13 protein-coding genes, 1 tRNA gene, 1 pseudogene and 1 riboswitch are annotated in these 19,278 nt (G+C 65.1%); of the genes and pseudogenes, 8 read left to right on the forward strand and 7 right to left on the reverse strand.

Annotation, left to right across the window (positions count from 1 at the left end; translation table 11 throughout):
* The first annotated feature begins 169 nt into the window (after positions 1–169).
* From TNMX_RS12050 to TNMX_RS12085, 8 genes are all read left to right on the forward strand, one after another.
* Complete coding sequence (locus TNMX_RS12050) at positions 170–3,529, forward strand: DNA-directed RNA polymerase subunit beta (RefSeq protein WP_038032577.1); 3,360 nt, start codon at positions 170–172, stop codon at positions 3,527–3,529.
* Between the two features lie 41 nt (positions 3,530–3,570).
* Positions 3,571–8,142 (forward strand): DNA-directed RNA polymerase subunit beta', encoded by a 4,572-nt coding sequence (gene rpoC / locus TNMX_RS12055; protein WP_038032579.1) that lies wholly within the window; start codon positions 3,571–3,573, stop codon positions 8,140–8,142.
* A gap of 4 nt (positions 8,143–8,146) precedes the next feature.
* Positions 8,147–8,725, forward strand: a complete 579-nt coding sequence (locus TNMX_RS12060; protein WP_038032580.1) for a fuculose-1-phosphate aldolase — start codon at positions 8,147–8,149, stop codon at positions 8,723–8,725.
* Entirely contained in the window at positions 8,722–8,961 is a 240-nt protein-coding gene (locus tag TNMX_RS12065; RefSeq protein WP_019551511.1) for a hypothetical protein, read from the forward strand. The genes TNMX_RS12060 and TNMX_RS12065 overlap by 4 nt, the downstream gene beginning before the upstream one ends.
* Positions 8,931–9,776, forward strand: a complete 846-nt coding sequence (locus TNMX_RS12070) for an alpha/beta fold hydrolase (protein ID WP_038032582.1) — start codon at positions 8,931–8,933, stop codon at positions 9,774–9,776. Before TNMX_RS12065 ends, TNMX_RS12070 begins: the two co-directional genes overlap by 31 nt.
* Positions 9,777–10,066: 290 nt before the next feature.
* A complete protein-coding gene (locus tag TNMX_RS12075; protein ID WP_038032583.1) occupies positions 10,067–10,633 on the forward strand; it encodes a hypothetical protein in 567 nt (188 codons plus the stop codon).
* A 185-nt stretch (positions 10,634–10,818) separates the two neighbouring features.
* A riboswitch (TPP riboswitch) is annotated at positions 10,819–10,916 on the forward strand.
* Positions 10,917–10,937: 21 nt separating this feature from the next.
* The gene (locus TNMX_RS12080; RefSeq protein WP_038032585.1) at positions 10,938–11,972 is read left to right on the forward strand and encodes a thiamine ABC transporter substrate binding subunit; all 1,035 of its coding nucleotides are present in this window, start codon (positions 10,938–10,940) and stop codon (positions 11,970–11,972) included.
* 54 nt (positions 11,973–12,026) lie between these two features.
* The gene (locus TNMX_RS12085; RefSeq protein ID WP_038032587.1) at positions 12,027–13,508 is read left to right on the forward strand and encodes an iron ABC transporter permease; all 1,482 of its coding nucleotides are present in this window, start codon (positions 12,027–12,029) and stop codon (positions 13,506–13,508) included.
* On the opposite strand, the gene TNMX_RS12090 is transcribed toward TNMX_RS12085, so the two are convergent.
* The 7 genes and pseudogenes from TNMX_RS12090 to TNMX_RS12950 all read right to left on the reverse strand — a co-directional run bounded on the left by TNMX_RS12090 (position 13,505) and on the right by TNMX_RS12950 (position 19,243).
* The gene (locus TNMX_RS12090; RefSeq protein WP_038032589.1) at positions 13,505–14,302 is read right to left on the reverse strand and encodes a DNA-formamidopyrimidine glycosylase; all 798 of its coding nucleotides are present in this window, start codon (positions 14,300–14,302) and stop codon (positions 13,505–13,507) included. The two genes, TNMX_RS12085 and TNMX_RS12090, sit on opposite strands and share 4 nt — an antisense overlap.
* Positions 14,303–14,307: 5 nt before the next feature.
* The gene (locus tag TNMX_RS12095; protein WP_028494065.1) at positions 14,308–14,667 is read right to left on the reverse strand and encodes an acyl-CoA thioesterase; all 360 of its coding nucleotides are present in this window, start codon (positions 14,665–14,667) and stop codon (positions 14,308–14,310) included.
* A 12-nt stretch (positions 14,668–14,679) separates the two neighbouring features.
* On the reverse strand, positions 14,680–14,919 hold the full coding sequence (locus tag TNMX_RS12100; protein WP_015716352.1) for a 4a-hydroxytetrahydrobiopterin dehydratase: 240 nt from the start codon (positions 14,917–14,919) through the stop codon (positions 14,680–14,682).
* A gap of 51 nt (positions 14,920–14,970) precedes the next feature.
* Positions 14,971–15,047 (reverse strand) — tRNA-Met (locus tag TNMX_RS12105).
* A 9-nt stretch (positions 15,048–15,056) separates the two neighbouring features.
* The gene (locus TNMX_RS12110) at positions 15,057–16,433 is read right to left on the reverse strand and encodes an FAD-binding oxidoreductase (RefSeq protein WP_038032591.1); all 1,377 of its coding nucleotides are present in this window, start codon (positions 16,431–16,433) and stop codon (positions 15,057–15,059) included.
* Between the two features lie 78 nt (positions 16,434–16,511).
* Positions 16,512–18,299, reverse strand: a complete 1,788-nt coding sequence (locus TNMX_RS12115; RefSeq protein WP_038032593.1) for an ABC transporter ATP-binding protein — start codon at positions 18,297–18,299, stop codon at positions 16,512–16,514.
* A 77-nt stretch (positions 18,300–18,376) separates the two neighbouring features.
* Positions 18,377–19,243: pseudogene (locus tag TNMX_RS12950) on the reverse strand (IS5 family transposase).
* Positions 19,244–19,278 lie beyond the last annotated feature (35 nt).

The raw sequence follows: 19,278 nt of genomic DNA on the forward strand, positions 1-19,278 counted from the left end.
GTTAGGTAGGCTTGACGGCTTAAGGGGTTGCCCTATAAGCTAAGGTTTGTGCTCTTTGGTCGGGCCAAGGGAGCACGGTAAGAGCCAGCCGCCGCGGGGCGCGAGGTCCCGCGGAAGAACCCTGTTAGCTTACCTCGGGCGGCCCGCTTTCCCATCCTTGAGGTGACGCATGGAGATTAAGCGGTTCGGTCGCATCCGAGAGGTTATACCCCTTCCCCCTTTGACGGAAATCCAGGTGGAATCCTACAAGAGGGCCCTTCAGGCCGATGTTCCCCCGGATAAGCGGGAGGACGTGGGCATCCAGGCGGCCTTCAAGGAAACCTTCCCCGTGGAGGAGGGGGACAAGGGCAAGGGCGGTATGGTCCTGGACTTCCTGGAGTACCGCATCGGGGAGCCCCCTTTTTCCCAGGACGAGTGCCGGGAGAAGGACCTAACCTACCAGGCTCCCCTCTATGCCCGCCTCCAGCTCATCCACAAGGACACGGGCCTCATCAAGGAGGACGAGGTCTTCCTGGGCCACATCCCCCTCATGACCGAGGACGGCTCCTTCATCATCAACGGGGCCGACCGGGTGATCGTTTCCCAGATCCACCGCTCACCGGGGGTCTACTTCACCCCGGACCCCGCCCGCCCCGGGCGGTTTGTGGCCAGCATCATCCCCTTGCCCAAGCGGGGACCCTGGATTGACCTGGAGGTGGAGCAAAACGGCACCGTATCCATGAAGGTCAACAAGCGCAAGTTCCCCCTCATCCTCCTCCTCAGGGTCCTGGGCTACGACGCCGAAACCCTGAACCGGGAGCTTGGGGCCTACGGGGAGCTTTTGGGGGGCCTTCTGGACGAGGCGGTGCTTGCCATGCGCCCGGAGGAGGCCCTGGTGCGCCTTTTCACCCTGCTCCGTCCCGGCGACCCCCCCAAGAAGGACAAGGCCTTGGCCTACCTCTTTGGCCTTTTGGCCGACCCAAGGCGGTACGACCTGGGGGAGGCGGGGCGGTACAAGGCGGAGGAGAAGCTGGGCGTGCGTCTTTCCGGGCGCACCCTGGCGCGCTTTGAGGATGGAGAGTTTAAGGACGAGATCTTCCTGCCCACCCTGCGCTACCTCTTCGCCCTCATGGCCGGGGTTCCCGGGCACGAGGTGGACGACATCGACCACCTGGGCAACCGTCGCATCCGTACCGTGGGGGAGCTCATGGCCGACCAGTTCCGGGTGGGCCTAAGCCGCCTGGCCCGCGGGGTGCGGGAGAGGATGGTGATGGGCTCCGCCGATACCCTTACCCCGGCCAAGCTGGTGAACAACCGGCCCCTCGAGGCGGCCATCCGGGAGTTCTTCAGCCGTAGCCAGCTTTCCCAGTTCAAGGACGAGACCAACCCCCTTTCCTCCTTGCGCCACAAGCGGCGCATCTCCGCTTTGGGTCCTGGGGGCCTCACCCGGGAGCGGGCGGGGTTTGACGTGCGGGACGTGCACCGCACCCACTATGGCCGCATCTGCCCGGTGGAAACCCCGGAAGGCGCCAACATCGGCCTCATCACCTCCCTGGCCGCCTACGCCCGGGTGGACGGGCTGGGCTTCATCCGCACCCCCTACCGCCGGGTGAGGAACGGGGTGGTCACCGACGAGGTGGTCTACATGACCGCCACCGAGGAGGACCGGTACACCATCGCCCAGGCCAACACTCCCCTCGAGGGGAACCGCATCGCCACCGACCGGGTGGTGGCCCGGCGCCGGGGTGAGCCGGTGATCGTGGGCCCGGAGGAGGTGGAGTTCATGGACGTGAGCCCCAAGCAGGTCTTCTCCGTGAACACCAACCTCATCCCCTTCCTGGAGCACGACGACGCCAACCGGGCCCTCATGGGTTCCAACATGCAGACCCAGGCGGTGCCCCTTATCCGGGCCCAGGCCCCGGTGGTGATGACCGGCCTCGAGGAGCGGGTGGTGCGGGACTCCCTGGCCGCGGTCTACGCCGAGGAGGACGGGGAGGTGGTGGCGGTGGATGGCCGCCGCATCGCCGTGCGCTATGAGGATGGCCGCTTGGTGGAGTACACCCTGCGCCGCTTCGTGCGCTCCAACCAGGGTACCGCCCTGGACCAGCGCCCCCGGGTGACCGTGGGCCAGAGGGTGAGGAAGGGGGACCTCCTGGCGGATGGCCCGGCCTCCGAGGAGGGCTTCCTGGCCCTGGGGCAGAACGTCCTGGTGGCCATCATGCCCTTTGACGGCTACAACTTCGAGGACGCCATCGTCATCAGCGAAGAGCTTTTAAAGCGGGACTTCTACACCTCCATCCACATCGAGCGCTACGAGATCGAGGCCCGGGACACCAAGCTGGGTCCGGAGCGGATCACCCGGGATATCCCCCACCTCTCCGAGGCGGCCCTGAGGGACCTGGACGAGGAGGGGGTGGTGCGCATCGGGGCCGAGGTGAAGCCCGGGGACATCCTGGTGGGCCGCACCAGCTTCAAGGGGGAGCAGGAGCCCTCCCCGGAGGAGAGGCTTCTGCGCTCCATCTTCGGGGATAAGGCCCGGGATGTGAAGGACACCTCCCTCCGGGTGCCCCCGGGCGAGGGGGGCATCGTGGTGGGTACCCTCCGCCTGCGCCGTGGGGATCCCGGGGTGGAGCTGAAGCCCGGGGTGCGGGAGGTGGTGCGGGTTTACGTGGCGCAGAAGCGCAAGCTCCAAGTGGGGGACAAGCTGGCCAACCGCCACGGGAACAAGGGGGTGGTGGCCAAGATCCTCCCCGTGGAGGACATGCCCCACCTGCCCGACGGCACCCCCGTGGACATCATCCTGAACCCCCTGGGCGTGCCGAGCCGTATGAACCTGGGCCAGATCCTGGAAACCCATCTGGGCCTGGCGGGCTTCTTCCTGGGCCAGCGCTACATCTCCCCGGTCTTTGACGGGGCCACGGAGCCCGAGATCAAGGCCCTTTTGGCCGAGGCCTTCGACCTTTACTTCGGCAAGCGGAAGGAGGAGGGCTTCGGGGTGGACAAGAGGGAGCTCGAGGTCCTGGCCCGGGCGGAGAAGCTGGGTTTGGTGAGCCCCGGCAAAAGCCCGGAGGAGCAGCTTCGGGAGCTTTTCATCCAGGGCAAGGTGGTTCTCTACGACGGCCGCTCCGGCGAGCCCATCGAGGGCCCCATCGTGGTGGGGCAGATGTTCATCATGAAGCTTTACCACATGGTGGAGGACAAGATGCACGCCCGCTCCACCGGCCCCTACTCCCTCATCACCCAGCAGCCTTTGGGCGGTAAGGCCCAGTTCGGCGGCCAGCGCTTCGGGGAGATGGAGGTGTGGGCCCTCGAGGCCTACGGAGCCGCCCACACCCTGCAGGAGATGCTCACCTTGAAGTCCGACGACATCGAGGGCCGCAACGCCGCCTACGAGGCCATCATCAAGGGCGAGGACGTGCCCGAGCCCAGCGTGCCCGAGTCCTTCCGCGTGCTGGTAAAGGAGCTTCAGGCCTTGGCCCTGGATGTGCAGACCCTGGACGAGCGGGATAACCCCGTGGACATCTTTGAGGGCCTGGCATCCAAGCGGTAAGCCGCACCGCAGAAGCGGGATTGCCCTTAAGTGGAGGAGGAATGAAAAAGGAAGTTCGCAAGGTTCGCATTGCCCTGGCCTCTCCGGAAAAGATCCGCTCCTGGAGCTACGGGGAGGTGGAGAAGCCCGAAACCATCAACTACCGCACCCTGAAGCCCGAGCGGGATGGGCTTTTCGACGAGCGCATCTTCGGCCCCACCAAGGATTACGAGTGCGCCTGCGGCAAGTACAAGCGCCAGCGCTTTGAGGGCAAGGTGTGCGAGCGCTGCGGGGTGGAGGTCACCAAGAGCATCGTGCGCCGCTACCGCATGGGGCACATCGAGCTGGCCACCCCGGCGGCCCACATCTGGTTCGTGAAGGATGTGCCCTCCAAGATCGGCACCCTCCTGGACCTCTCCGCCACCGAGCTGGAGCAGGTCCTTTACTTCAGCAAGTACATCGTCCTGGACCCCAAGGGGGCGGTGCTGGATGGGGTGCCGGTGCAGAAGCGCCAGCTCCTCACGGACGAGGAGTACCGGGAGCTCCGCTACGGCAAGCAGGAGACCTATCCCCTTCCCCAGGGGGTGGATGCCCTGGTCAAGGACGGGGAGGAGGTGGTGAAGGGGCAGGAGCTGGCTCCCGGGGTGGTGAGCCGCATGGATGGGGTGGCCCTTTACCGCTTCCCCCGGCGAGTGCGGATCGACTACCTGCGCAGGGAGCGGGCGGGCCTCCGCCTGCCCCTCTCCGCCTGGGTGGAGAGGGAGGGCTATAGGCCGGGAGAGATCCTGGCGGAACTCCCCGAGCCCTACCTCTTCCGGGCGGAGGAGGAGGGGGTGGTGGAGCTTAAGGAGCTCGAGGAGGGCCACCTCCTCACCCTCCTCAAGGACGAGGAGGCCGTGGCCCGCTACTTCCTGCCCGTGGGGTTGACCCCCTTGGTGGTCCACGGGGAGGTGGTGGAAAAGGGCCAGCCCCTGGCCGAGGGGCGGGGTCTTTTGCGCATGCCCCGCCACATGACCGCTAAGGAGGTGGAGGCGGAGGAGGAAGGGGATACCGTCTACCTCACCTTCTTCCTGGAGTGGACGGAGCCCAAGGACTATGGGGTGGCTCCCCACATGAACGTGGTGGTGCCGGAAGGAGCCCACGTCCAGGCGGGGGAGAAGGTGGTGGCGGCCATCGACCCCGAGGAGGAGGTGATCGCCGAGGCCGAGGGCATCGTCCACCTGCACGAGCCCGCCAGCATCGTGGTGATGAAGGCCCGCCTCTACCCCGTTGCGGAGGACGTGGAGGTAACCACCGGGGACCGGGTGGCCCCGGGGGATGCCCTGGCCGACGGGGGCAGGGTCAAGAGCGAGATCTACGGCCGGGTGGAGGTGGACCTGGTCCGGAACGTGGTGCGGGTGGTGGAATCCTACGACATCGACGCCCGCATGGGGGCCGAGGCCATCCAGGCCCTTTTGAAGGAGCTGGACCTGGAGAAGCTGGAGGCCGAGCTCTTGGAGGAGATGAAGCACCCCTCCCGGGCCCGGCGGGCCAAGGCCAGGAAGCGCCTCGAGGTGGTCCGGGCCTTCCTGGACTCCGGCAACCGCCCGGAGTGGATGATCCTCGAGGCGGTGCCCGTGCTTCCCCCGGACCTCCGTCCCATGGTCCAGGTGGACGGGGGCCGCTTCGCCACCAGCGACCTCAACGACCTCTACCGCCGCCTCATCAACCGCAACAACCGCTTGAAGAAGCTCCTGGCCCAGGGGGCCCCGGAGATCATCATCCGCAACGAGAAGCGCATGCTCCAGGAGGCGGTGGATGCGGTCATCGACAACGGCCGCCGCGGCTCCCCCGTCACCAACCCGGGTTCCGAACGGCCTCTTAGGAGCCTCACCGACATCCTCTCCGGCAAGCAGGGCCGCTTCCGCCAGAACCTCTTGGGCAAGCGGGTGGACTACTCGGGGCGAAGCGTGATCGTGGTGGGTCCCCAGCTCAAGCTCCACCAGTGCGGCCTGCCCAAGCGCATGGCCCTGGAGCTCTTTAAGCCCTTCCTCCTCAAGAAGATGGAGGAAAAGGGCATTGCCCCCAACGTGAAGGCGGCCCGCAGGATGCTGGAAAGGCAGCGGGACATCAAGGACGAGGTGTGGGATGCCCTGGAGGAGGTCATCCACGGCAAGGTGGTCCTCTTAAACCGCGCCCCCACCCTCCACCGCCTGGGCATCCAGGCCTTCCAGCCGGTTTTGGTGGAAGGCCAGTCCATCCAGCTCCACCCCCTGGTCTGCGAGGCCTTCAACGCCGACTTCGACGGGGACCAGATGGCGGTGCACGTCCCCCTCTCCTCCTTCGCCCAGGCGGAGGCCCGCATCCAGATGCTCTCCGCCCACAACCTCCTGTCCCCGGCCTCCGGGGAACCTTTGGCCAAGCCCAGCCGGGACATCATCCTGGGGCTTTACTACATCACCCAGGTGCGCCGGGAGAAGAAGGGGGCGGGCCGGGAGTTCGCCACCCCCGAGGAGGCCCTGGCCGCCTACGACCGGGGCGAGGTGGCCTTGAACGCTCCCATCAAGGTGGCGGGCAAGGAAACCAGCGTGGGCCGCTTGAAGTTCGTCTTCACAAGCCCTGACGAGGCCCTTTTGGCGGTGGCCCATGGCCTACTGGACCTGCAGGACGTGGTGACGGTGCGCTACCTGGGCAAGCGCCTGGAAACCAGCCCGGGCCGGGTCCTCTTCGCCCGCATCGTGGGCGAGGCGGTGGGGGATGAGAAGGTGGCCCAGGAGCTTCTCCAGATGGACGTGCCCCAGGAGAAGAACTCCTTGAAGGACCTGGTCTACCAGTCCTTCCTGCGCCTGGGGATCGAGAAGACCGCAAGGCTTCTGGACGCCCTCAAGTACTACGGCTTCACCCTGTCCACCACCAGCGGGATCACCATCGGCATCGACGACGCCGTCATCCCCCCCGAGAAGCAGAAGTACCTGGAGGAAGCCGACAAGAAGCTTAGGCAGATCGAGCAGGCCTACGAGATGGGCTTCCTCACCGACCGGGAGCGCTACGACCAGGTGATCCAGCTCTGGACCGAAACCACGGAGAAGGTCACCCAGGCGGTCTTCAAGAACTTTGAGGAGAACTACCCCTTCAACCCCCTCTACGTGATGGCCCAGTCCGGGGCCCGGGGTAACCCCCAGCAGATCCGCCAGCTTTGCGGCATGCGGGGCCTCATGCAAAAGCCCTCGGGGGAGACCTTCGAGGTGCCGGTGCGTTCCTCCTTCCGGGAAGGCCTCACCGTGCTGGAGTACTTCATCTCCAGCCACGGGGCACGGAAGGGTGGGGCGGACACCGCCCTCAGGACCGCGGACTCGGGCTACCTCACCCGGAAGCTGGTGGACGTGGCCCACGAGATCGTGGTGCGGGAGGCGGACTGCGGCACCACCAACTTCATCTCCGTCCCCCTCTTCCAGCCCGACGAGGTGACCCGCACCCTGCGCCTCAGGAAGCGCTCGGACATCGAGTCCGGCCTCTATGGCCGCGTTCTGGCCCGGGAGGTGGAGGTTCTGGGCCAGCGCCTGGAGGAAGGGCGCTACCTGACCCTCGAGGACGTGGGGCTCATCATCAAGGCGGCGGAGGCCGAGGAGATCAAGGAGGTGCCCGTGCGTAGCCCCCTCACCTGCCAGACCCGCTACGGGGTGTGCCAGAAGTGCTACGGCTACGACCTCTCCATGGCCAGGCCCGTGTCCATCGGGGAAGCGGTGGGGGTGGTGGCGGCGGAGTCCATCGGCGAGCCCGGCACCCAGCTCACCATGCGCACCTTCCACACGGGCGGCGTGGCGGTGGGCACCGACATCACCCAGGGTCTGCCCCGGGTCATCGAGCTCTTTGAGGCCCGCAGGCCCAAGGCTAAGGCGGTGATCTCCGAGATCGACGGGGTGGTGCGCATCGAGGAAACCGAGGAGAAGCTTTCCGTCTTCGTGGAATCCGAGGGCTTCTCCAAGGAGTACAAGCTTCCCAAGGATGCCCGCTTGGTGGTGAAGGATGGGGATTACGTGGAGGCGGGCCAGCCTTTGACCCGCGGGGCCGTGGATCCCCACCAGCTTCTGGAGGCCAAGGGCCCCGAGGCGGTGGAGCGCTACCTGGTGGACGAGATCCAGAAGGTCTACCGGGCCCAGGGGGTGAAGCTCCACGACAAGCACATCGAGATCGTGGTGCGGCAGATGCTCAAGTACGTGGAGGTCACCGATCCCGGGGATAGCCGCCTGCTGGAGGGCCAGGTCCTGGAGAAGTGGGACGTGGAGGCCCTGAACGAGCGGCTCATCGCCGAGGGCAAGACCCCGGTGGCCTGGAAGCCCCTCCTCATGGGGGTCACCAAGAGCGCCCTCTCCACCAAGAGCTGGCTTTCCGCCGCCAGCTTCCAGAACACCACCCATGTGCTCACCGAGGCGGCCATCGCCGGCAAGAAGGACGAGCTCATCGGTCTCAAGGAAAACGTCATCTTGGGCCGCCTGATCCCTGCGGGGACCGGAAACGACTTCGTGCGCTTTACCCAGGTGGTGGACAAGAAGACCCTCAAGGCCATCGAGGAAGCCAGGAAGGAGGCGGTGGAGGCCAAGGAGCCGGCGGTGCGCCGTCCGGTTCGCCGGGAACAGCCGGGCAAGCAGGCTTAATGCCATGCTGGCTAAGCTTTATTCGGCCTTTCGCCAGGTGGGGGAGGATCTTTTCCACCAGAGGCTCATCTCCGCCACCGCGGGCAACTTTTCCGTGCGCACCAAGGAGGGCTTTCTCATTACCAAAAGCGGGGTGCAGAAGGCCCGCCTGACCCCCGAGGACCTGGTGGAGGTGCCCCTCGAGGGCCCTTTCCCGGAAGGGGCCAGCGTGGAGAGCGTGATCCACCGGGAGGTGTACCGGGCGACCCCGGCCCGGGCCATCGTCCATGCCCATCCCCGGGTGGCGGTGGCTCTTTCCTTGCACCTGGACCGGATTGTTCCCCTGGACCTCGAGGGCCAGTACTACCTGAAGGAGGTTCCCGTGCTTGCCCCCAAGACCACAAGCGCCACCCTGGAGGCCGCTTTGGCCGTGGCGGGGGGCCTTAAGGAGCACCGAGCCTGCCTGTTAAGGGGCCACGGGGCCTTTGCCATAGGGCTTAAGGAGAAGCCGGAGGACGCCCTTCTGGAGGCCTATAGCCTCCTCACCGCCTTGGAGGAAAGCGCGGAGATCCTCTTCTACCACCGCCTTTGGGGGAAGGGATGAGGGTACTCTTTGTGGAGGGCAAGGAAAAGGAGGCCCTTTTGGGCTTGGCCCGGGAGCTTCCCCATCCCTACTGGCTTCTTGCGGGGGAAGGGATTTGGCTTTTGGAGGTGTTTGGCGCCGGGGAGGAAGCCATGGCCAAGGCCAGGGCCCTGCCCGGGGTTAAGGTTTGGGCCTTTGCCCTGGAGGATGGGGTAGTCTATAGGGGATGCGGGAAGAAATCGGCTACATCCCCGTAGGGGAGGCGGAGCTTTACGTGGAGGACGTGGGGGACGAGCATGCCCCGGCCCTCCTGGTCCTCCACGGGGGGCCTGGGGGGAACGCCTACGCCCTCAGGGAAGGGCTTCAGGACTACCTGGAAGGGTTCAGGGTCATCTACTTCGACCAGCGGGGTTCCGGCCGGAGCCTGGAGCTTCCCCAGGACCCCAGGCTTTTCACCATAGATGCCCTGGTGGAGGATACCGTGGCCCTGGCCGAGGCCCTGGGGCTGGAGCAGTTTCATCTTCTGGCCCACGGCTTCGGAGCCCTGGTGGCCCTGGAGCTCCTCCGCCGCTACCCGGAGGTCCTGGGGGCGGTGCTCCTTTCCCCCTGGGTGAGCTTCCCCTGGCTTTCCGCAAGGCTTGTGGAGGCGGCGGGGCTTGAACCTTTGGCCGACCCCGAGGCGAACCTGAGGGCGGCCTTGGAGAAGGCGGAGCCCAAGCTCCTCTTCGACCGCCTCATGTTCCCCACCCCCCATGGCCGACTGGAGTACGAGTGGGTGGCGGAGGGCTCGGGCATCCTGGGGCCGGATACCCCGGCCTTGGCCTTTTGGAAAAACGGCCTCTGGCGGCTGGACTACACTCCCTACCTCTCCCCAAGCCGCAAGCCAGTGGCCCTGGTGGTGGGGGAGAAGGACGGCACCAGCTACCCCTATGCCGAGGAGGTGGCGGAACGCCTCCGGGCCCCCATCCATGTAATCCCAGGGGCGGGGCACTTCCCCTGGTGGGACCAGCCCGAGGCCTTCGCCTTCCACTTTCAAGAGGCTTTGAGGGTCCTGAGGGAGGTATGGGCTTGACCGCTATACCGCAATCTCAGGTAGATTAAGAATCGCTCAAGGCCACCTGGACCCTCGGGCACTTGCAACCCCACGGCTCGTTTGCTATCCTGAAACCCGTTATGGGAACCCAAAAGGGCTTTTTTGCAATCACGGCTTTCAAGCCTTACCTGGTTTCCGGCGTTCTTTTAGCCTTAGCGGCCTGCGCCCCAACCATGACCGCAGGTGGCCCCGCTTCGGCCGGAGGTGAGACGGGGGCCTCCTCCGCCCCTTCGAGCTCGGAGCAACCTCAACCCGTAACCGCGGGATGGGTGTACCCCTTGTTCGCCCCAGATGAGAAGGCTCGGAAGGAGGCTTGCGATGCGGGCTATGCCGCTGGACTGGCCGGCTCCCAGGAGCCCAATCCAGGTGTAGCCGAGGTGGTAGGTGCCAGCGGGAACATCTCTTTCCAGAGCTCTTGGGGAAGCACTTACAACGTGTGCAAATCGTACGCCAGGGAAACCCGCGCCAAGCCCGAAGTCTTGCCTTTGGAGGATGTGCTGCTCTATGTCACCGATTCTCGCCTGGACTCTTACAGCGATCCTGCAAAACGCTTTGACGGCATTTCGATGGTCTTTTACGATGCTCAGGGCAAGGAGCTGGCGCGCCTACCAGCCACATTGAGTAGGTGGGAACGAGGTCTCCTTAGCATTCCTAATACGAATTATGGGCCATGGGTTTATGATGGATACTTCATCCTTTCCACGAACTACAACTGGCTTCCCGGAAACCTGAAGGCGGCCATCACCCGCGCGGAGTCCTTTGACGTCCTCGTTTCCCGGGGAAGGGGTGTGGAGCGGTACACCTTCAACAAGGCCAAGTTCCCCAACCTGCGATGAGTCTTCTGGGTTCTGGCCCAGGGTCCGCACAGACCCTACACCCCCGGAAGGCCTGGTCCCATGCACCTCGCCCCCAGGAGTTTCGGAGAGGGCCCTTAGGGCTCGCCAGCGGGCCCTTTCCGAGCAGGGTGGGATCCTGGCCTCTTTGCACCTCCTCCTAGGCCTAGGGTAGGGGAGTAGAATAGACCCGTCACCGGGGGTGCCCCACCTTGCGGGGCTGAGAGGATACCCTTGGAACCTGATCCGGGTAATGCCGGCGTAGGGAAGGTGACCAAGGCCCCTCCCGGTGACAAGGAGGGGTTTTATGTTGAGGATCTTTGCCCTGCTGGTCCTTCTGGCCTTCGGCTTCGCCCAGGAGATCACCGTCCTCACCCACAGCAGCTTTTCCCTGGATAAGGGGCTCATCGCCCGGTTTGAGCGGGAAACCGGCCTGAAGCTTCGCTTCCTTAAAGGGGGGGATGCCGGGGAGACCCTAAACCGGGCCATCCTCACCAAGGGAGCCCCCATCGCCGACGTGATTTACGGCTTTGACAACACCTTCCTCTCCCGGGCCCTCGAGGCGGACATCCTCCTGCCCTATCGTAGCCCCGAGATCCAAAACTTGAAGGCCACCTTGCTTCTGGACCCTACCTTCCGCGCCCTTCCCGTGGACTACGGTTGGGTGAGCCTGAACTACGACCGGGCTTACTTCAAGGACCGTCCCTTGCCCAAAACTCCCCAGGACCTAACCCGGCCTGAGTTCGCCAGGCTTCTGGTGGTGCAAAACCCCGCCACCAGCTCCCCGGGCCTGGCCTTTCTCATGGCCACGGTGGCCCGCTTCGGCGAGGATGGCTACCTGGACTTCTGGGCCAAGCTCAGGGATGGAGGGGTGCGGGTGGCCAAGGGCTGGAGCGAGGCCTACTACACCCACTTCACCCTTTACAAGGGGGATAGGCCCCTGGTGGTCTCCTACACCACCAGCCCCGCCGCCGAGGTCTACTATTCCGAGGGGAAGTACCAAGAGCCGCCCACGGGGAACCTCTTCCCCGAGCTGGCCTTCTTCCAGGTGGAGTTCGTGGGGATCCTGAAGGGGACCAAGAACCTGGAGGGGGCCAGGAAGGTGGTGGACTGGCTCCTTTCCAAGCCGGTCCAGGAGAACCTTCCCACGGAGATGTGGATGTACCCGGCCCGCCGGGATGCCAGGCTCCCCGAGGTCTTCCGCTTCGCGCCTGAGCCCCTTGGGAGTGTGCGTATGGACCCCAGGGCCATGGCCCAAAACCGGGAGCGCTGGATCGAGGAGTGGACCAAGGTGGTCCTGCAGGGGCAAAGCCCCGAGTCGGTGCGCCAGGGCAGGCGGTAGCGCCTCCCTCAGGCTGGGAAGGTGCCGGGCGGCTTGGGGGTTAGGCTTAGGAGGATGGCCTACGGAGGCTTTTTCGTCCTCCTCTTCCTGGGCTTAGCCCTCTTTTACCCCCTTTTCCGCATCCTGGCCCTGGGGGTAGGGGAGGGGTTTGCCCGGGCCCTGGCGAACCCCTACTACTGGGAGCGCTACCTCTGGAGCCTGGAGTATGGGCTTCTTTCCGCCCTCTTCACCTTGTCCCTGGCCCTGCCCCTGGCCTTCCTCTTCCGCCGTCGCTTTCCCCTTAGGGGGGTTTTCCTGGCTCTTTCCACCTTGCCCTTTGTCCTGCCCACCCCGGTAGTGGCCCTGGGGTTTTTAGCCCTCCTGGGCCCCAGGGGACTTTTGGGGGTGGACCTTTACGGCACCAAAACCCTCCTCTTCCTGGCGGCTGTGTTCTACAACCTGGGCCTTGCCCTCAGGGTCCTCCTGCCGGTGGCCTTGAACCTGGAGGGCCCCTTGCAGGCGGCCCGGGTCCTGGGGGCCTCGAGCCCCAGGGCTTTTCTAAGGGTAGGGCTTCCCCTCCTCCTCCCCGCCTTGGGTTCTGCGGGGCTTTTGGTGTTCATCTACGCCTTTTCCGCCTTCGGGGTTCCTCTCCTCCTGGGGGGGCCCCGGTACGCCACCCTCGAGGTGGAGGTCTACACCCTTTTGGCCTACCGCCTGGCCTTCCCCGAGGCCAGCGCCCTCATGCTTTTGGAGATCCTCACCCTGGGCCTCGCCGTGGCCCTCTACCTGCGCCTCCGGCCTTACCCCCTGTCCCCCGGAGGGCTTCTTCCCCCTCCTCCTTGGGCCTATACCCTGGGCCTAGGCGTCCTTTTTCTCCTCCTTTTTGCCCCCTTGTGGGGGCTTTTTCTGCGCCTGGACCTAGGGGCCTTGGCCGCCGCCTGGGCCTCGGAGGACTTCACTCCCCTTTCCGTGGCGTTGGGGAATAGCCTCCGCTTCACCCTCTTGGCCCTGGCCCTGGCGCTTCCTTTGGGAGTGGCTTATGCCGCAGCAGCCCGCCGGAGCCCCCTCATGGACCTCTTGGGGCTTTTCCCCCTCATGCTGAGCCCGGTGGCCGTGGGCCTCGGCTACCTTTTGGCTTACCCGAACCTCCGGGGCTCCTTGCTCCTTTTGCTTGTCGCCTATGCCCTCCTGGCCTACCCCCTCCTTGCCCGGGCCCTCCTGCCTGCCTTAAGAAGCCTTTCCCCAAGCCTCCTCGAGGCGGCCCGGGTCCTGGGGGCCACGCCCCTTCGGGCGTTTTTGCGGGTGGAGATCCCCCTGGTCTTTCCCGCCTTGCAATCCGGGCTGGCCCTGGCCTTGGCGGCCATTTTGGGGGAGTTTGGAGCCACCCTGGTGCTTTGGCGGCCCGAGTGGACCACCCTGACCCTGGCCATCTATGAGCGCCTGGGCCGACCCGGGGAGGCTCCCTTCCGGGAGGCCTTGGCCATAGCCGCCCTTCTGGCCCTTCTCTCGGGGCTTGCCTTCTATCTCCTGGACCGGGGAAGAGGGCGGCTGGGCTAGAATCCCTGGCACTGGGGGCAGAAGTGGGTGCCTCTTCCCGCCACCACTCTTTTGGCGATGGGTGTGCCGCAAACCGGGCAGGGAAGCCCTGTGCGGCCGTAGACGGCGTGGCGCATCTGGAAGCTTCCCGGTAGGCCATCGGGCTGCTGGTAGGTGCGGTCGGAAAGGGTGCTTCCTCCTAAGGCCACGGCCTCGGCCAGCACCTCCTTAAGGGCCAGGAAAAGCCTTTGGGCTTCTGCCTCCGTAAGCTCCCGCCCTCGGCGGAAAGGGGAAAGGCGGGCCCTAAAAAGGGCCTCATCGGCGTAGATGTTCCCCACCCCGGCGGCCAGACGCTGTTCCAGAAGGAGGGCCTTGAGGGGCTTCTGGCTTCCCTTTAGCCCCAGCCAGAAGTCGTGGAACCGGAAATCTTCCGAAAGAGGCTCCGGGCCCAGTTGAAGGAGAAGGGGGATCTTCTGGTAATCCCCCTTCCTCACCACCCAGATGCGGCCAAAGCGCCGGGGGTCGTGGAAGAAGATCTCACGGTCCTCCAGCTGGAAGGCCACCCGGGTGTGGGGGCTCCTTTCCAGGCGAAAGCCCCCCGTCATCCCCAGGTGGACCACCATCTCCCACCCTTCCGTGAGGGCGAAGAGGAGGAACTTCCCCCGGCGCCGGATTCCCTCTACCCTTTGGCCTTCCGCCCGTTCCGTGTGGCGGTAGCGCCTGGGATCCCGGTGTTCCAGTTGGAGAAGCCTCTTGCCCACAAAGAGGGGAAGAAGCTTCCTCCTCGTGGTTTCCACCTCCGGTAGCTCGGGCATGGGGTCTAGTCCACGGGCACGGGCTGGCCCTTCTCGTTCACCGCCACGTAGGTGAGTTCCCCCTTGGTGGCCAGCACGCGGCCATCTTCCTGGCCGAAGTGCTCCTTATAGACCTCCACCTCCACGGTCAAGGAGGTGCGCCCCACCCGTACCACCTTGGCCACCACCTCCAGGAGGTCCCCGGTACGGATGGGTACCTTGAACTCCACGCTGCTCACCGCCACGGTTACCACGGGCTTTCTTGCCCTGCGGGCGGCGGCGTAGGAACCCACCTTGTCCATAAGGCCCAGCACGAAGCCGCCAAAGGCAGCCCCCAGGGGATTGGTGTGCTCGGGGAAGACGAGCTCTAAGGTGCGTGCCTCCATACCTTTCCCAGGCTACCCCAGGAGAAGGTCAGTGAGGCGGGCCATCTCCCGGTCTTTCTCGGTGATGCCACCGGCGCTATGGGTCCACCACTCCACCGTGACCCGTCCCCACTCCACGGTGAGGCGGGGGTGGTGGCCCTTGGCCTCGGCCAACTCGGCCACCCTGTTGGCGAAGACCATCGCCTCCTGGAAGTTGGCAAAGCGGAAGGTTTTGACCAGGCGCTCGGGGTTTTGCCGGGTTTCCCAGTCCATGCCTTAAGGGTAAGGGAAAACCCCGGGCACCCGTGTGCCCGGGGTTTGGTTTGGTTGCGGGGGCGGGATTTGAACCCGCGACCTTCGGGTTATGAGCCCGACGAGCTACCAGGCTGCTCCACCCCGCGTCGCCATCCTTAACTATAGCGGGAAGAAGGGGGTGTGTCAAGCACCTTGCCCGGGTTCAGGAACCCCTCGGGGTCAAGGAGGTCCTTTAGTTTTCGCATCAATTCCAGAGCAGCCCCGTGTTCTAAGGGTAGATACTTCTTCTTCCTCAGGCCTACCCCGTGCTCAGCGGTGCAGGTGCCTCCCAACTCCAAGGCTTTTCGCACCAGGGCCGCGGCGTAGGCCTCCGCCTTGGGGTAGTCCTGGGGCAGGATGGGGACCAGGGTGTGGAAGTTCCCATCCCCCACGTGGCCCAGGATGTTTCCGGTAAGGCCCATTTCCTCAAGAAGCCCTTGGGCGTAGCGCACCATCTCCGGTAGACGGGAAAGGGGGACGGCCACGTCGGTGATCACGAAGCGATGGCCGGGGAAGAGGTGCACCAGGGCCCAGTAGGCCTGGTGGCGGGCTTCCCACTGGCGCCTGCGCTCCTCTTCGGTCTTGGCGGCCTCCACCTTCAAGGCCCCTGCCTCCCGCATGATCTCCAGGGCCAGGGCGCTTTCCGCCTCCAGGGCCTCCCGGGTGGAGGAGTGGAACTCCAGAAAGAGGGCCGGGCGCTCCGGGAAGCCCGCCTGAAGGTAGCGGTTTAGGGCCCTTAGGGCTAGTTCATCCAGTAGCTCCAGCCGGGCCACGGGAAGCCCGCTGGCCATTACCTTGTAGCTGGCCTCCGCGGCCTCTTCCACCCGGGGGAAGAAGACCCTCAGGGTGTGGATGTGCTCGGGCAAGGGGTGGAGCCTTAAGGTGAGGCGGGTGATGATCCCCAAGGTGCCCTCCGAGCCGATGAAGAGGTCTTTCAGGTCATAACCGGCGCTGGTTTTGCGTACCCCCCGGCCGAGCTCCAGGACCTCCCCGTTGGCCAAGACCACTTGCAGGGCCAGGACATTCTGCCGCATCCCTCCGTAGCGCACCGTGGTGGTGCCGCTGGCGTTGGTGGCGGCCATGCCCCCTAAAGAGGCGTCCGCCCCGGGGTCCACGGGGAAGAAGAGGCCCGTGCCCTTCAGGGCCTCGTTTAGGGCCTTGCGGGTGAGGCCGGGCTCCACCACGCAAAGGAAGTCCTGGGGCCTCACCTCCAGGACCCGGTTCATCCGGCTCAGGTCCAGGCTGATGGCCTCCCTGACGGGGTAGAGGTGGCCCTCGAGGCTCGTCCCCGCCCCGAAGGGGATCACGGCCACGCCCCACGCCCGGGCCCACTGGAGGGCCTTCTGCACGTCCTCTACCCCCTCGGGGTAGACCACGGCCAGAACGGGCCTCGCCTCGGGGTAGCCCTCGTCCTTCCCGTGGCGCAGGCGCTCGCTTTCCGAGAGGTCCACCTGTCCGGGGAAGAGGCGCTTTAGGGCTTCCAGCTTGTCCATGCCTTTGAGTTTACGCCTTGCCCAGGAAGGGGACCGCGCCCAGGGGGAAGGGGAAGCCTCACCCCGGTCAAGATCCCCTCAGGTTTCGTAAAGTTGGGCCTGGAGCCGCCAAAGCTCGGCGTAGGCGCCCTTCCTCCGCAACAACTCCTCATGGGTCCCTTCCTCCACCAACCGGCCTTCCTGGAGGACGAGGATCCGGTCCGCCATGCGTACCGAACCCAGGCGGTGGGTGATGAGGATGACCGTCTTACCCCCGGCCATCTCGGCGAAGCGCCTGTAGAGGTGGGCCTCCTCTTTGGGATCCAGCGAGGCCGTAGGCTCGTCCAAGACCAAAAGCTTGGCCTTGCGGAAGAAGGCCCGCGAGAGGGCGACTCGTTGCCACTCCCCCAGGGAAAGCTCTGTGCCGCCAAAGGCCTTGGACAGGAGGGCCTGGGGGCCAAGCCGCTGGAGGAGCTCCCAGGCCCCGCCTAAGCGTAAGGCCTCTGCGACACGGTTAGGGTCGGGCTTCACGTCCGGGTCGGAAAGGGCGACGTTTTCCTCGAGGGTTAGGGCGTAGCGGCCAAAGTCCTGGAAGACTGCGGTGATGAGGGCGCGCCAGGCCTTCAGGTCTATTTCCCGGAGGTCAATCCCGTCCACCAGGATGCGGCCCTCCGTGGGGTCGTAGAAGCGGAGGAGGAGCTTTACCAAGGTGGTCTTGCCCGCCCCGTTTTCCCCCACCAAAGCCAGGCGCTCCCCCCGTCGGAGGGCAAAGGAGACTCCCGCAAGCGCCCGCTTTCCGTTGGGGTAGCAGAACCCCACCCCTTCAAACCGGATCTCCTCAAAACCCTGGACCTTCCTGCCCGGGCCAGTCTCCGCCATGGAAGCGGGCCTGGCTAGGAAGCTTTCCAGCTTTTCAAAGTACAACAGGCTTTCGTACAGCATGCCCCCGTCCTGGACTAGGGCGTAGAGGTTTTGCTGGAGGCTTCCCACCGACTGCAAGAGGAGCACCAGACTGCCCAGGCTCCCTCCCAAGAGGGTCTGGCGCAGCCCTAAGAAGAGGGCAAGAGCCGTGAAAAGGGCGCTCAGTAGCACCAGCAAGCTGGTCCCTAGGGCCTGGCGGCCTCGAGCACGGCGCAGGCTTTGGTAAAGGCTATGGAAAACCTCGAGGTAACGTCTGCGGAAGAAGGGCAAAAGACCGAATAACCGCACCTCTTTGGCAGTCTCGGGGCTCAAGAGCACCTCGGCGAAATAGCGCATTCGCCGGGCCTCGGGGGCCCCGAAGAGTAGGGCCTCCCACACCCCCTTCTGGAGCCGAAAGGTGAGCCAGGCTTGGGGCAGGGTGGCCAAAAGCAGGAGTAAGGGGAAGAAAGGTGCCAGCCCAAATAGCAGGAGAAGAACCCCGAGAGCGGCGAGGACCTCCCGGAAAGCGTTGCCCAGGAAAACCAGCAGGTTGAGGGGCTGGTAAGGGGCCTGGTCGCGTAGCACCTGAAGCTCATCGTGAAAGCGGGGATCCTCAAAGGGGGTCAGGTCCGGCGTGCCGGCCACCTTCTCCATGAGGAGCAGGTGAACCCGAGCGGTGAGCTTTTCGTTCACCGAACCTTGCAGGTAGACCACCCAAGGGGTGAGGAGGAAGTCCAGGCCAAAAGCCAGCGCTAACCCCACCAGCGGCCAAAGCAGGGTTGGGGTAAAGGGACTACCCCCCAGTGTGGTCGCCAGCTGGTCCACCAAGGCACGGGTGAGGCCCAGCACCGCCACTGGCACGAGCGGCACGAGCCCTCCCAGGACCAGGAGCCCAAGCAAAAGGGCGCTCTCCCTGGGGCTTGCGCGGAAGATGTGCCGCAGCGCAGGGAGCAGCAGGCGCCAAAGGGATCTTTTACCCAGCCCCAACCACCTCCTGCGGACGAGAAATCCAACGCGTGGGGTTGATGTAGTTAGAAACCGTTGTAAAAGTCTCCTCCTCCAGCTTATGCGGCCCTGGCCAGCCGCTTCACCAGCAAGCGTATCATGCCTAAATACAGCCAGGCTTCCGTTACCTCAGGGTGGTACTCGTAATCTTTCCCCAGCCGTCGGTTTCGCCCCATCCAGGCAAAGGTCCGCTCCACCACCCACCGCTTGGGCAGGGGCTTGAACCCACCCTCCCGCGGGATCTCCGGCACCTCCCTCCCCCTCCCGCACCCAGACCCCCCGCACCCCCGCGTAAGGACGGGCCACCACCTCCAGCTCCAGTCCCAGCCCCCTAGCCACCTCCCGCAAACCCCGGTAGCCCCAGTCCACAAAGAGCTTGCCTACCCGGGGCCACAAGGAGCGGTCCATCCCCAAAAGCAACGCCTGCCCACCCCACTTGTCGTGCTCATTGGCCGGGTGGACAAAGGCCTTCAAAAGACGACCCCCCGTGTCCGTCAGGATCTGCCGCTTCCTCCCTTTGACCTTCTTCGCCCCGTCGTGTCCCCGGGGCCCCCCTTTTCACTCGTCTACAAGGTACGGGCTACGCCCGTGACCACCGACCGGCTGTCCATAACCAGGGCACTCGGGGAGGCATACCGTCCTCCCCGCTCCCGGCCACGACGGACCAGAACCTGAGCTACCTTCTCCCAAACCCCTTCCTGCCACTTGCGGAAGTAGTGGTAGACCGTGGACCAGTGGGGCAAGTCGTGAGGCATGGCCCGCCACTTGATGCCGTTTTCCAGGACGTAAAGTATGGCGCTGACGATCTCCCTCCTCGGCACCTTTGCGGGTCGGCCACCGGGCTTGGGGGCGGGGATCAACGGCTCCAGGATGGCCCACTCCGCGTCCAACAGGTCGCTGGGGTAAGATCTCCGTGTAGAAGCCACCCTTCAAGTATAGCGGACTTTTACGACAGTCTCTT

The organism is Thermus sp. NMX2.A1 (assembly GCF_000511705.1).
Classification (GTDB): domain Bacteria; phylum Deinococcota; class Deinococci; order Deinococcales; family Thermaceae; genus Thermus; species Thermus scotoductus.

What these genes read in the sequence shown, in the direction of transcription:
- TNMX_RS12050 (WP_038032577.1), top strand. Translation starts at nt 170, where the DNA reads ATGGAGATTAAGCGGTTCGGTCGCATCCGAGAGGTTATACCCCTTCCC.
- TNMX_RS12070 (WP_038032582.1), top strand. Translation starts at nt 8,931, where the DNA reads ATGCGGGAAGAAATCGGCTACATCCCCGTAGGGGAGGCGGAGCTTTAC.
- TNMX_RS12090 (WP_038032589.1), bottom strand. Translation starts at nt 14,302, where the DNA reads ATGCCCGAGCTACCGGAGGTGGAAACCACGAGGAGGAAGCTTCTTCCC.
- TNMX_RS12060 (WP_038032580.1), top strand. Translation starts at nt 8,147, where the DNA reads ATGCTGGCTAAGCTTTATTCGGCCTTTCGCCAGGTGGGGGAGGATCTT.
- TNMX_RS12065 (WP_019551511.1), top strand. Translation starts at nt 8,722, where the DNA reads ATGAGGGTACTCTTTGTGGAGGGCAAGGAAAAGGAGGCCCTTTTGGGC.
- TNMX_RS12100 (WP_015716352.1), bottom strand. Translation starts at nt 14,919, where the DNA reads ATGGACTGGGAAACCCGGCAAAACCCCGAGCGCCTGGTCAAAACCTTC.
- rpoC (WP_038032579.1), top strand. Translation starts at nt 3,571, where the DNA reads ATGAAAAAGGAAGTTCGCAAGGTTCGCATTGCCCTGGCCTCTCCGGAA.
- TNMX_RS12080 (WP_038032585.1), top strand. Translation starts at nt 10,938, where the DNA reads ATGTTGAGGATCTTTGCCCTGCTGGTCCTTCTGGCCTTCGGCTTCGCC.
- TNMX_RS12110 (WP_038032591.1), bottom strand. Translation starts at nt 16,433, where the DNA reads ATGGACAAGCTGGAAGCCCTAAAGCGCCTCTTCCCCGGACAGGTGGAC.
- TNMX_RS12085 (WP_038032587.1), top strand. Translation starts at nt 12,027, where the DNA reads ATGGCCTACGGAGGCTTTTTCGTCCTCCTCTTCCTGGGCTTAGCCCTC.
- TNMX_RS12095 (WP_028494065.1), bottom strand. Translation starts at nt 14,667, where the DNA reads ATGGAGGCACGCACCTTAGAGCTCGTCTTCCCCGAGCACACCAATCCC.